This window comes from Acinetobacter amyesii, from assembly GCF_023499985.1.
Lineage (GTDB): Bacteria > Pseudomonadota > Gammaproteobacteria > Pseudomonadales > Moraxellaceae > Acinetobacter > Acinetobacter amyesii.
The window spans coordinates 1-12,115 of the sequence record NZ_JAMCOU010000030.1 but is presented as its reverse complement, the minus strand read 5'-3'; the positions used below and the strand labels follow the sequence as shown (position 1 = coordinate 12,115).

The window sequence follows — 12,115 nt, the reverse complement described above, 5'->3', positions numbered from 1 at the left end:
TAAAAAGTGATATGCATCACAGAAAAACAGAATATGCCAAAATGACATAAATAAATGGAGTAAATGCTCTATTTTTTTTAATTTAACTTGCTTAATATCGGGCTTGTGTAAGGACACCTCTGAACCATAAAAAGATTTGAAAGGAAAATAGAATGAAAAAAACGCTCCTATCATTGGCTACGTTTGCTGCAATTGGCTTTGCTGGTTCAGCTCAGGCAGCAAAAGTAGATATCTGTGTATTTGACTTACTGGGTAAGTCAGGCGAGTCATATCAAATGGCTCAAGAATGGGCGCTTGCAGCAAAAAGCTGGGGTGCTGAAATTAACTTAATTCCGCGTCAAGACGAAGCAGTAGCCGACAATGACTTTAAAGCAGGTAAATGTGACGGCGTATTTATGACGGCGATGCGTGCCCGTCAGTACAATAAATTTGCAGGCTCTATTGATGCGCTGGGTGGCGCACCGAGCAATGCGATTGCGCAACGTGCGATTACCTTTGCATTAGACCAACGTAATGCTGCAAAAATGGTTAGTAACCTAGGTGGTAAAAAATACGAAGTGGCGGGTATTGCCCCACTGGGTTCAGCATTCATCTTTGTCAAAGACAAGAAAATTGACTCAATTGAAAAAGCAGCAGGTAAAAAGTTTGCAGTATTAGGCTATGACGAAGCACAAAAAATTATGGTGCAACGTGTCGGCGCTCAAGCTGTGATTTCAGATGTATCTAACTTTGTGGCGAAGTTTAATAATGGTCAGGTGGATATGGTGGGTGCGCCTGCATATGCCTACAAACCATTAGAGATCTATAAAGGTTTAGGTACCAATGGTGCGATGTTTAACTTCCCAGTTCTACAAGTGACTGCGGACTTTATTATTCGTCCTGATCAGTTCCCTGCAGGCTTTGGTCAAAAATCACGTGATTGGTTTGTGAAACACTTACCGAAGAGTATCGCGATGATTAACCGTCTAGAAGCGGGTATTCCTGCGAAATATAAACTTAACCTAAGTGCAGAAGATAAAACCAAATATCAAAAATTACTGCGTGAAGGTCGTATGGATATGACGAAGCGTGGCATTTATGATGCAGGCATGATGTCTGTTTTGAAAAAGGCACGTTGTTCTGTCGATAAAGCCAATTTTGAATGTTCACTTGGCGGCGAATAAGCTGATATTTAAAGAAAAAAGTCTGGATTTATCCAGGCTTTTTTTTGCAAATTTACAGGTCATTCTCGCCATTGAGTGAGCAAAATATTCAGGTAATCTAAATTCAAATCGAGGGCTGTGAGTCAATTGAATCGAACTCAGCATGACCCAAAATTCAAAAAATGGTTAAAAAACAAAAACAGTAAAAAACAAGGAAAGTCAGTATGAAACAATGGACAAAGGCATTGAGCGTTGCTGCTGCATTAATAGCGGTAAATGGCGTAGCTCAAGCGAAGCAAGTGGTATGCGTATTTGATTTGGTCGGTAAAAATGGTGATGTTTTTACCCTGATGAAAGATTATCAATTGGCGGCAAAAAACTGGGGCGCAGACATTGAGCTCCGCGTCGGTCAAAATGAAGCAGTGATTGCAGAAGATTTTAAAGCCGGTAAATGTGATGGGATCAGTGTTACTGGTATGCGTGGTCGCCAATTCAATAATTTTACTGGTTCTTTAGATGCCATTGGTGCGATTCCAGATTTGAAATTGGCCGTAAAAGTTATGCAAGGTCTTGCAAGTCCAACATTTGCGAAGAGCATGGTTAATAGTAAATATGAAGTGGCAGGTGTGATACCTGTTGGTGATGCCTACCTGTTGGTGAATGATCGTAGTATCAATACTGTCGCTAAAGCCGCAGGTAAAAAAATTGCGGTGCTTGACTACGATGAAGCACAGAAAATTATGGTGCAGCAGGTCGGGGCTCAAGCGGTCAGTGCCGATGTAACCAATTTTGGCGCTAAATTTAACAATGGTCAGGTGGATATTATTGGTGCTCCTGCAGCTGTGTTCAAACCATTAGAATTACATAAAGGTTTAGGCAGCAAAGGCGCAATTGTCAATTATCCAATTTTACAAGTGACGGGAAATATTATTATTCGCCCAGATAAATTCCCAGCGGGGTATGGGCAAAAATCACGTGATTGGGTCAAAACACAATTACCTCGTGCATTCACGATATTAGGCAAAATGAAGTCAGAAATTCCAGCCAAATATTGGATGGATGTTCCAACAGCAGACAAAGCTGGTTATCAAAAAATGATGCGTGAAGCGCGTATCGATTTGACTAAACGTGGTATCTACGACAAGCGAATGATGAAACTATTATGGCAATTCCGCTGTAAACAAGATCCGAAAAACTTCGAATGCGCATTACAGGAAGAAAACTATAAATAAGTTTTAAATGAATCTTGAGAAAAATACTCTGATTTAACTTTAAACTGTGAAGACTGACCATATATTGAGTATGTTATACTTGAAATATGGTCTTTTCTTTTTAAAAGACACCCCAATGACTCAGAGGAATCCATCATGAATGCTCAAGCACTTGTGCTGACTGACAATGCTGCCAATAAAGTACGCCAATTGCGTGAGAGTGAAGGTAATCAAGACCTTATGTTACGTGTATATGTGACTGGTGGTGGTTGTTCAGGTTTCTCATATGGGTTTAATTTTGCTGAAAGCCAAAACGAAGATGATGCTGAATTTATCAATGGTGATGTGAAGATGTTGGTTGATTCACTGAGCTATCAATATTTAGTTGGTTCAACAGTCGACTATATTGAAGGTCTTGAAGGTTCTCGATTTGTGGTTCAAAACCCGAATGCGACAACCACGTGTGGATGTGGATCTTCATTCTCGATCTAATCGCGATGATGAATTGAGCCATAAAAAGCCCTCATTTAGAGGGCTTTTTTAATGTTTAAAATCGATATTAGGCTTCAAATTTTAGTGCTTCTAATAGATCTAAAATTACGGTAGTCACGTCTTGAGTCAATTGATAATTATTAAAAATTTCATATGCCGTAATGGTGACATCGGTATCACTCGGAAGCAGGCGTTGTTCTTCTTCGATGAGGTCACGGATCGGCAATAGGGTTTGTTTGACCTGTAAATGCAAGACATCTTTAAACTCAAGATTTTCGTCTTCGAGCTCAATTAATTGCTCATTAAAAAAGGGTAAAAGTACCGCATGGAGATAAGGTTGAATGTCTGTAATATCAAAAATCTCAATATCACGGGTTTGTTCAATCGTGCTGATGTGGTCATTCACTTCAATTAAGATATGGTAGTAACTCACATTGCTCTCCACGTAAGATGTCATTGATATAAGGGAATTATTGCAAATCAACAATAACATGAAATGCTAATTATTGTTGGTGAATCCTATAATATCCTTATAGATTGTATGGTTTTTTTTGCTCAGGGTGTTCTAACGATAATATAGTAAGCCTTGGTCTGCTGGCATCAGTTTAAAGTTTTCTAATTGTTGCGCGCCTAAGATTGGGTACATTAATGCAGCAGGGTCATTATGGTGAGATAAGCCGAGAGCATGTCCGAGTTCGTGGGCAAGGGTAAGGCGTAAATCATCTTCGGCATCAAATTGATAAATCTGAATCTGATCCCCCATAAAAACGCCTTTATGAAACTCTCGAGCAGGAAAGCGCTGACTGGCTTGTATCACGCCTGCATTATATTGATCGATTTGCTGGTTATAGCTTAAGACTTGTTGGTTAAATTGATCATTTTGCTGATTAAATCGATCTATTTCTTGGTCTAATTGCATCGCTTGTGCTTTAACTTGCTCAAGTTCTCTTTCAACGCGTTGCATATTGGGGTCTTGTGCATGCTCTATTCGGCTCCAATTCATACGTTCTTGCGACAGCTGTGCGATTTCCGCACGGATCATGGCTTGTTTTGATCGGAGCTGTTGCTCATTCATCTCCAGACCTTTTCTCGAATTTGCTAAGTTCTCGGCATATAAATCATTACGGGCTTTATCTGCGGCTAAGGTCTTTTGGACTTGCTTATAGGCATTGTATTGTTCTTGGCGATCATCATAAATTAGATGGATCGCCAGTTGTGCATTTGGGTCATAGATAAATAACGGTTTGAGTGTCCCTTTATGCCATATCTCTGCGGCTTCTTGGCTAAGTTGAATGACTTGTTGCTGGCTTAATCCAAAACGCGGATCAACATCAGCAACCCGATAACGCAGTCGGGTATCGAGAGGGTGTAAAAGTCGATCTGAAATTGAATTAAATTTCAGTTGAGGATGCTGCTTGGTTTGATAGATCCACCAAGTACTCAAAACGATGACAACAATAATTAAAATCAAACGCATAGCGTCGCAAAACTTGATTATTTTGCATTAATTTAACTGAAATTTAGCGCTATGCAAATCTAAGTATAGACAGATTGGCAGTCGAGAAGAATGTGGCTGTTTGAACGTTTGCGTGTTATTTGAATATTGCCTGATGCAGATAAAATCATCCACAAAAAAACCGCGCTTTCGCGCGGTCTTTTTGAGCTTTGAAAGACTCAGTTAAAGCGACAAATTATTTTTTGTCATCTTTCACTTCAGTGAACTCAGCATCTACAACGCCGTCATCTGCTTTTTGAGCTTGACCTTCAGCGCCTTGGAAAGCGTTAGGATCAAAACCTTCAGCACCGCCTTGACCTTGTGCAGCTTCATAAGCACGTTGAGTGATCGGCATAATGATGTTTTGAAGTGCTTCAGTTTTCGCTTTGATTGCATCTACATCGTTTTCTTTAGTCGCTGCTTCGAGCTCAGCTACAGCAGCATCGATTGCAGATTTCTCATCAGCAGTTACCTGTTCACCAAGATCTTTTACTGCTTTTTGAGCAGAAGAAACAAGTGCATCAGCTTCGTTACGTGCTTTCGCTAATTCTTCAAATTTACGATCTTCTTCAGCATTCGCTTCAGCATCTTTGATCATCGCTTCAATTTCAGCATCGCTCAAACCAGAGTTAGCTTTAATTTGAATTGATTGCTCTTTACCTGTGCTCTTATCTTTTGCAGATACTTTCAAGATACCATCAGCGTTGATGTCAAATGATACTTCAATTTGTGGTACACCACGTGGAGCAGGTGGAATATCGCCCAATTGGAAGTTACCCAACAATTTGTTTTGTTGAGCCATTTTACGTTCACCTTGGTAAACTGAAATGTCTACAGCTGGTTGGTTGTCTGCAGCAGTTGAGAACACTTGAGATTTCTTCGCAGGAATCGTCGTGTTTTTCTCAATGATCGCTGTTAACACGCCACCCATTGTTTCAATACCAAGTGTAAGCGGAGTTACGTCAAGAAGAAGTACGTCAGTTTTATCACCTGAAAGTACTGCACCTTGAATCGCAGCACCCATCGCTACAGCTTCATCTGGGTTCACGTCTTTACGTGGCTCACGGCCGAAGAACTCTTGTACTTTTTGTTGTACAAGTGGCATACGAGACTGACCACCCACCAAGATTACGTCAGAGATGTCAGAGGTTGAAAGACCTGCATCTTTAAGTGCAATCTTACATGGTTCAATTGTACGAGCAACCAATTCAGCAACTAAACCTTCAAGTTTAGAGCGAGTCACGTTGATCACTAAGTGTTTAGGACCAGTCGCATCTGCTGTGATGTATGGAAGGTTGATTTCTGTTGCATTCGAAGAAGAAAGCTCGATTTTTGCTTTTTCAGCAGCTTCTTTTAAACGTTGAAGTGCAAGCGGATCTTGTTTCAAGTTTACGCTTTGTTCTTTCTTGAACTCTTCAACCAAGTATTCAATTAATGCATTATCGAAGTCTTCACCACCAAGGAATGTATCACCGTTTGTAGACAACACTTCGATTTGTTGGTCGCCATCAAGGTCAGCGATTTCAATGATTGATACGTCGAAAGTACCACCACCTAAGTCGTAAACCGCAACTTTACGGTCGCCTTCTTTTTTGTCCATACCGAACGCAAGTGCAGCAGCTGTTGGTTCGTTGATGATACGTTTAACATCTAAACCAGCAATTTTACCTGCATCTTTAGTCGCTTGACGTTGAGCATCGTTAAAGTACGCAGGAACAGTAATTACCGCTTCAGTTACTGTTTCACCAAGGTAGTCTTCAGCTGTTTTTTTCATCTTTTTCAAGATTTCAGCAGAGATTTGTTGTGGTGCAAGTTTCTTGTCGTTTACATCAACCCAAGCATCGCCATTGTCAGCTTTGATGATTTTGTAAGGTACAAGGCCGATATCTTTTTGCACAGCTTGGTCTTGGTACTTACGACCGATCAAACGTTTGATTGCAAATAATGTGTTTTTAGGGTTAGTCACTGCTTGACGCTTAGCAGATTGACCGACAAGGATCTCGCCGTCTTTATACGCAATAATAGATGGGGTTGTACGAGCGCCTTCAGCGTTATCGATTACTTTTACTTTGTCGCCTTCAAGTACTGCTACGCAAGAGTTTGTAGTACCTAAGTCAATACCAATGATTTTCGCCATTTGGATGTTTCCTCTAAAATTCTTTTACGATGTTTTCGCTTGTTATCCGATATGAGAGCCAATCAAAAATTTTCAAGTAATATTGGTTAAAATTTTTAATTCGTCTCAGAAAATTTGTCTTTATGCACCAACCATAACCATAGCAGGGCGTAATAGGCGACCGTTTAAACTATAGCCTTTTTGCAATACTGTTCCGATTTCATTCGATTTGGCATTTGGATCGATGCCCACAGCCTGATGAAGATCTGCATTGAAACCATTTGCAGTATCCACAGCAACCACACCAAATTTTTCTAAAGTGCTGAGCAATGATTTCAGTGTAAGTTCTACACCTTCAGATAAACCTGATTTTTCATCACCTGCCGCAGCAATCGCGCGTTCAAGGTTATCAACTGACTCAAGCAATTGTTTTGCAAATTTTTCCAGCACAGTATCTTTATGCTTTTCAGATTCGCGTTGAATGCGCTCTACACTTTTTTGCGCTTCATATACGGCATTTGCAGTACGTGCTTTTTCAAGTTTTAAGCTTTCTTCTAAATTGGTGATTTGTGCTTGTAAATCTTCAACTGAAACTTCAGCTTGCTCGTTTTCAGCTTGAGTTTGCTGTTCTGCTTGCTCTTGTTGAAGATCTTGAGCGTCTTGGTTTTGCTCAGTCGCCATTGATTTACTCCGTTTAAATGGGTTCTTAAACATGTTCAGTCCTTATAGCTGTGCGTTCAAACGACATCGATGCGTAACTGCCATGCGTTTTGAATTCATGATTAATAAAAGAAATCGGGGCAGGGTATAAAAATTCAAGCGAAGTCAGCGATTAAATGCAATTTTTTATTCAAATAAATGGTTTTTCAGCCAAATATCGACTGCAAAATTAAATTCTATGAAAATATAAATTATTGATTTGAATGTATAATCATATTTTGATCGGATTTATAGATTTTCATCATAAATTTTAACGGTTTCTCTTTGTGCCTGAAAATTTGCATAATTTATCTATCGGAAGTGACCATATCCACTGGAGAGAGGGATATGGTGACTACCTCTAGATTTTAGAAACACTTTTCCATGCTGATTTCCCAAGAATCAGCATTTTTTTTGCCTCAAAAAATAGTGGTTAATATTTATACATAAAAACTCTTAGTATCAGTTTTATTAAATATTTCACAAAAAATGATCAGCACAGTATTCTTTGTTTCAGATTCTATCGCTGTAGTTTCTTAATTTATTTCAAATGTGTTTTTCATGGCCTGCTTCTCTCATAAGCAGGCTTTTTTTTGCATGAAATTTATAAAAACAGCCACTTAAGTAACTGAGTTGCAAGTTTTGTTGAACTTTGTTGTATTCAAAAGCTGTGATCACGCTTTATTCAAAATCATTTATATTTATTTTTTTAATAAAAAACAAAGCACTTGAGTTAAAAAAATGATGTAAAGCCTTAAAATGAAAGAAAACCGCCTAATTAATAAAACATTTCATAAGCTGTACCGTGCCTCGTACAAAGTACAACTCAGAAGGTGGGAACTTCACAGAATTTTTTTCCATTATGACTCGGGCAAAGTTGAGCTTTGCTTTTAATGATTCAATGAAGGAAATAATGAAGATGAAAAAAATTGGTTTATTCGCTGTCGCAGTTTTAGGTTTTGGTTTAGCTGCGGTGGGTTGTACTTCTCAAGAAACTGTAGAATCTCCGGAAACCGCACAAGTAACGTCTGCAACTGAAGCATCTGTAACAACAGAGCAATCGGGTGCTGTGGTTCAAGCAGATCCATCAGCTCAAGGTGCTGAAGTTCAATCTGCGCCTGCACCACAACCTACAGTTCAGCAATAAGATTGTTTAATGCTCTCTGACCTGTAACAACAGGCAGTCAAGAATAGACAGAAGATAGGATGCCTCTTCTGTCTATTTTTTTTCTATTGCTTTTTTTTACCTTTTCTATTTTTAGTGAACGAAAAAAAGCCCATCCTGTAGATGAGCTTTTTACTTCTAACCGATCTGAAAAAAACATCAATTAACGGCGATTTTCCCATGCGCGACGACGTTCTTCAGCCGCTTTACGTTGTTGATCTGATGCCTTTCTTAAATCTTGAATATTTTTTTTGCGCTCTTGCTCAATTTGTTTTCTACGATCTTGACTGGCTTTACGGCGCTGTTCTTCTAAGCGCTGACGCTCTTTGCTGACTTTTTGACGATCTTGTTCAGCACGTTTACGACGTTCAGCTTCAGAGTATTTACGCTGTTGTTCTAGACGTTGACGTTCGAGTTCGTTTTTACGACGATCCCACTCTTGTTGATTTTTACGATTCTGTTCCCAGTTACGCTGGTCAAGTTGCTGCTTTCTACGTTCGAGCTCTAAACGATTACGTTGTTGTTGCTGACGTTCCCATGTACGGCGGTCTTGTTCATAACGACTGTCGTAACGGCGATCATAACGATTATCATAGCGTCGATCATTATGATCATAACGGCGGTCATAACGTTGATCATAACGTCCATCGTAGTAACCATCTTCAGGGAATGCTACGCAGCCTACAGCCAAAAAAGCAGTCGCAAAAGACAGAAGGATGATCTTTTTAGCCATGGTGAGTATCCTTTATCGAGAATGGGTTAGCATAATCAACCCATAAAACTTGGGTAAATTGTCAATGACAACTCTATAAAAGAAGATTAGCTTAACTAGGTCTGTACTATGTATGTCGATGTTGAGACTTATATGTGAATATGGTCACATTTGACCTAGATCATGTAGAAAGTATGAAGAGCATAATTCGAAGGATAGAGCATGTTTGCATTGAATGAATCACTTAAAAATATGAAAGATAAAGGCCAAGGTACGGCTGCTCGGTTACTTGATCGTCTTCCTAACTTTGCCAAAGAAAGCCTCGCAAAACGTCTCGATTATCCGTTTATTTTTCCAGAATTAGATCCGCTGGTGAAATGCATGATGGCGGCTCAACTCAAGCAAGGTAAGTCAGGCTTTGTGACCGAAGACTATGTGAAGTCTCGTAAATTATTTGATTTACAGATGGAGTCGATCAAGACCAAGCCGACCTTTGTGAAACAAGTGCAAGATATACGTCTACCTTTACAAAGTGCAACGCTGTTTGCGCGTCATTATCATCCTGCTCCAAATAAAAAATTACCGATGATCGTGTTTTATCATGGTGGTGGTTTTGTGGTGGGTGGTTTAGACACGCATGATGAAGTTTGTCGTTTATTGGCTGTGCATGCCAAAACACAAGTTTTAAGTATTGATTATCCTTTAACACCAGAAGCCAGCCCAGCTCAATTAATGCAAAGTTGTGAAGATGCCTTGGCTTGGACTTATCAAAATAGTCGTCAGTTTAAAATTCTAAAAAATCGAATTGCGGTGGCAGGGGATAGTGCAGGCGGCAATATTGCTACCGCAGTTGCGCAGCGCAGTGCTCAGAAAGTTTTTGCCCCGCAAGCTCAGCTATTAATTTATCCTGTGGTGGATTTCAAAAGTCGCCACCCATCTTTCTATGCTTATAAAGATGGTTTGGTTCTGACTGAAAAAGATATTGATGTCGTAACTGCTTTATATGTGGAACAACATGCAGTGGCCTTAGATGATCCATTAATTTCACCAACCTATGGAAAATTGGCAGGTATCGCACCCGCGTATATCGTGACGGCAGGGCATGACGTTTTACATGACGAAGGTGAAATTTATTCGCATAAACTCCGTCAGCAAGGGGTGAAAGTGTTTTATCAAGAATATACCGATCAAACCCATGGCTTTATTAACTTAACCCCGGTTTCGCACCGAGCTAAAAAATACGTGATTGAGATCAGTACGAAGTTCCGTAAATTTTGGGATAAACGTAGTTAATCATTCCTTTATATAAAGTAAACCCAGTGTTTCACGTGAAACACTGGGTTTTTATTTATTGGGTTATTTATCTTGGATTTTTGCAGCAGGAAAAACGAGGCTAAATTCGGGGACATAAAAGCTTTGCAATAATCGTGCTTCAGAAAAATTTGGAAAAATGTCCTGTGTGTTGTGCCATTCTACCTGTTTCAGTTTAGATAGCCGTCCGCGAAACTTCGGTGAAAATTGATAGCGCTTACCTTCCCACGCTTGTCTGATTTGCAACATCGCTGCAGGGATATGATGACTATTAATATAGAAAGAACGCTGTAAACGTGATTTTTTTAAACGGATCTGCATCTTTTGTTGTTCAACTTCTATAGTACAGACCACTTCATTGTCATGTTGTTGCCATTCAAACTTTGCCAACTCTTTAGGAATACCCCAGAGTTTTTGGCCATGAATGACAGAGATATCTGTCGAAACATAAATCTTAGGTATCGAACTTAACCTTTTCTTACTCCATAAAGGGTGATCTAAAATCAGCAATTCGTCATAAGGACCCACAGGCGAATCATGGTATCGGACCAATAACACCTGAACCACACGACCCAAAGCTGATGTCGCTAAACGGAACATTTGCGCTTGTTGGATAAAATTCGGAGAGAGCCAATAATTTAAAATAAAAGCATCGCCACGCAGTTGCCAAGGTGGTAAATGTGTTAATGGAGTGTCCGACGGTATTATTTGCGTCATCATTGTTCTCGTTTTAATAATGGCAGAATAATTACTTTTTAATCATCAAAGACTAATATACAGTCAATAACAAGTACGAGATCAATCAGAAGAGTTAGCAAATGTTAAAACAGATTTTATTTACTGTAGCACTTGGCTGTGTGAGCTTAAGCAGTTTTGCTGCCAATACTATTGTCGAAATGAAAACCTCTCAAGGCAATATTGAAATTGAACTATTCAATGACAAGGCACCTATCTCAGCAAAAAACTTTGAAAGCTATGCAAAAGAAAAATTTTATAACGGTACAATCTTTCATCGCGTGATTCCTGGATTTATGGTTCAGGGTGGGGGCATGGATGTCAAAATGCAGGAGAAACCAACAAAAGCGGCGATTAAGAATGAATCAAGTAATGGCTTGAATAATAAGCGCGGCACATTGGCAATGGCACGGATGAATCATCCTGATTCAGCAAGTAGTCAGTTCTTTATTAATGTTGCAGACAATGACTTTCTCAATAAAAGTGCAATGAATGCGGGATATGCTGTTTTTGGTAAGGTCACTAAAGGTATGGATATCGTCGATAAAATCGTAAAAGTTCCAACTGCGAACTATGGAATGCACCAGAATGTCCCTGTAAACCCAGTAGTTATACAGAGTGTGGTGATTAAAGCAGCACCTGTAAAAAACTAAGCGCACAAAATAGGAAAAATATTTTACATGATATTTGTAATAAATATCATGTATTTATGTAAGTAAAGTGTGTTTTTTGAACCATAATGGTGCATAAAAATAAAACACTCGTGTTCTTTGTGAGTGAAAAGCACTTGCACGTGTAAGAAATTGCTCTATAATGAGCACCATACCGACGAGATAGACGGAAACGAACGAAACGCAAAGCGTTGAGTTGTTAAGTTTATCGAAGTCCAGCTTCTAGCATTGACGAGATGTTAGAAAGATCATTAAGAGATTATGAAGAACAACTTGTGTGGATTTTTACTGATTGATTGATCGAAATTATTTTCATTGATTGATGGTAGAAATTACTCGAAGTTTATTTGAGCAAATTTTTGTCAG

12 protein-coding genes are annotated in these 12,115 nt (G+C 39.3%); 6 read left to right on the top strand and 6 right to left on the bottom strand.

The window, feature by feature from the left end; translation table 11 throughout:
- Positions 1 to 152 precede the first annotated feature (152 nt).
- From M5F03_RS08440 to erpA, 3 genes are all read left to right on the top strand, one after another.
- Entirely contained in the window at positions 153 to 1,163 is a 1,011-nt protein-coding gene (locus M5F03_RS08440) for a putative solute-binding protein (RefSeq protein ID WP_180079198.1), read from the top strand.
- Positions 1,164 to 1,366: 203 nt separating this feature from the next.
- The gene (locus M5F03_RS08435) at positions 1,367 to 2,374 is read left to right on the top strand and encodes a putative solute-binding protein (protein ID WP_180024958.1); all 1,008 of its coding nucleotides are present in this window, start codon (positions 1,367 to 1,369) and stop codon (positions 2,372 to 2,374) included.
- A 135-nt stretch (positions 2,375 to 2,509) separates the two neighbouring features.
- On the top strand, positions 2,510 to 2,845 hold the full coding sequence (erpA, locus tag M5F03_RS08430; protein WP_078194440.1) for an iron-sulfur cluster insertion protein ErpA: 336 nt from the start codon (positions 2,510 to 2,512) through the stop codon (positions 2,843 to 2,845).
- A gap of 67 nt (positions 2,846 to 2,912) precedes the next feature.
- Here the strand turns inward: erpA and M5F03_RS08425 are convergent, their stop codons facing one another.
- From M5F03_RS08425 to grpE, 4 genes are all read right to left on the bottom strand, one after another.
- Positions 2,913 to 3,290: a hypothetical protein gene (locus M5F03_RS08425; protein ID WP_171263823.1), complete on the bottom strand. Its 378-nt coding sequence runs from the start codon at positions 3,288 to 3,290 to the stop codon at positions 2,913 to 2,915.
- 120 nt (positions 3,291 to 3,410) lie between these two features.
- Positions 3,411 to 4,322 (bottom strand): matrixin family metalloprotease, encoded by a 912-nt coding sequence (locus M5F03_RS08420; RefSeq protein WP_180131260.1) that lies wholly within the window; start codon positions 4,320 to 4,322, stop codon positions 3,411 to 3,413.
- Between the two features lie 214 nt (positions 4,323 to 4,536).
- Positions 4,537 to 6,477 (bottom strand): molecular chaperone DnaK, encoded by a 1,941-nt coding sequence (dnaK, locus tag M5F03_RS08415; RefSeq protein ID WP_078194438.1) that lies wholly within the window; start codon positions 6,475 to 6,477, stop codon positions 4,537 to 4,539.
- A gap of 120 nt (positions 6,478 to 6,597) precedes the next feature.
- Positions 6,598 to 7,137 (bottom strand): nucleotide exchange factor GrpE, encoded by a 540-nt coding sequence (gene grpE, locus M5F03_RS08410; RefSeq protein WP_111885723.1) that lies wholly within the window; start codon positions 7,135 to 7,137, stop codon positions 6,598 to 6,600.
- A gap of 937 nt (positions 7,138 to 8,074) precedes the next feature.
- Here grpE and M5F03_RS08405 point away from each other — a divergent pair.
- Entirely contained in the window at positions 8,075 to 8,302 is a 228-nt protein-coding gene (locus M5F03_RS08405; RefSeq protein WP_228144800.1) for a hypothetical protein, read from the top strand.
- A 181-nt stretch (positions 8,303 to 8,483) separates the two neighbouring features.
- Here M5F03_RS08405 and M5F03_RS08400 read toward each other — a convergent pair whose 3' ends face one another.
- Positions 8,484 to 9,053 (bottom strand): hypothetical protein, encoded by a 570-nt coding sequence (locus M5F03_RS08400; protein WP_078194437.1) that lies wholly within the window; start codon positions 9,051 to 9,053, stop codon positions 8,484 to 8,486.
- Positions 9,054 to 9,254: 201 nt separating this feature from the next.
- On the opposite strand from M5F03_RS08400, the gene M5F03_RS08395 reads away from it, so the two are divergent.
- Complete coding sequence (locus M5F03_RS08395; protein WP_249707985.1) at positions 9,255 to 10,325, top strand: alpha/beta hydrolase; 1,071 nt, start codon at positions 9,255 to 9,257, stop codon at positions 10,323 to 10,325.
- Between the two features lie 63 nt (positions 10,326 to 10,388).
- On the opposite strand, the gene M5F03_RS08390 is transcribed toward M5F03_RS08395, so the two are convergent.
- Complete coding sequence (locus M5F03_RS08390) at positions 10,389 to 11,060, bottom strand: acetoacetate decarboxylase family protein (RefSeq protein ID WP_249708009.1); 672 nt, start codon at positions 11,058 to 11,060, stop codon at positions 10,389 to 10,391.
- Between the two features lie 101 nt (positions 11,061 to 11,161).
- Here M5F03_RS08390 and M5F03_RS08385 point away from each other — a divergent pair, with 101 nt between their 5' ends.
- On the top strand, positions 11,162 to 11,731 hold the full coding sequence (locus M5F03_RS08385) for a peptidylprolyl isomerase (RefSeq protein ID WP_180103138.1): 570 nt from the start codon (positions 11,162 to 11,164) through the stop codon (positions 11,729 to 11,731).
- Positions 11,732 to 12,115 lie beyond the last annotated feature (384 nt).

Bases quoted from the DNA above. Each gene is read 5' to 3' on its own strand.
- M5F03_RS08440 (WP_180079198.1), top strand. From the start codon at position 153: ATGAAAAAAACGCTCCTATCATTGGCTACGTTTGCTGCAATTGGCTTT.
- M5F03_RS08435 (WP_180024958.1), top strand. From the start codon at position 1,367: ATGAAACAATGGACAAAGGCATTGAGCGTTGCTGCTGCATTAATAGCG.
- erpA (WP_078194440.1), top strand. From the start codon at position 2,510: ATGAATGCTCAAGCACTTGTGCTGACTGACAATGCTGCCAATAAAGTA.
- M5F03_RS08420 (WP_180131260.1), bottom strand. From the start codon at position 4,322: ATGCGTTTGATTTTAATTATTGTTGTCATCGTTTTGAGTACTTGGTGG.
- dnaK (WP_078194438.1), bottom strand. From the start codon at position 6,477: ATGGCGAAAATCATTGGTATTGACTTAGGTACTACAAACTCTTGCGTA.
- grpE (WP_111885723.1), bottom strand. From the start codon at position 7,137: ATGGCGACTGAGCAAAACCAAGACGCTCAAGATCTTCAACAAGAGCAA.
- M5F03_RS08405 (WP_228144800.1), top strand. From the start codon at position 8,075: ATGAAAAAAATTGGTTTATTCGCTGTCGCAGTTTTAGGTTTTGGTTTA.
- M5F03_RS08400 (WP_078194437.1), bottom strand. From the start codon at position 9,053: ATGGCTAAAAAGATCATCCTTCTGTCTTTTGCGACTGCTTTTTTGGCT.
- M5F03_RS08395 (WP_249707985.1), top strand. From the start codon at position 9,255: ATGTTTGCATTGAATGAATCACTTAAAAATATGAAAGATAAAGGCCAA.
- M5F03_RS08390 (WP_249708009.1), bottom strand. From the start codon at position 11,060: ATGACGCAAATAATACCGTCGGACACTCCATTAACACATTTACCACCT.
- M5F03_RS08385 (WP_180103138.1), top strand. From the start codon at position 11,162: ATGTTAAAACAGATTTTATTTACTGTAGCACTTGGCTGTGTGAGCTTA.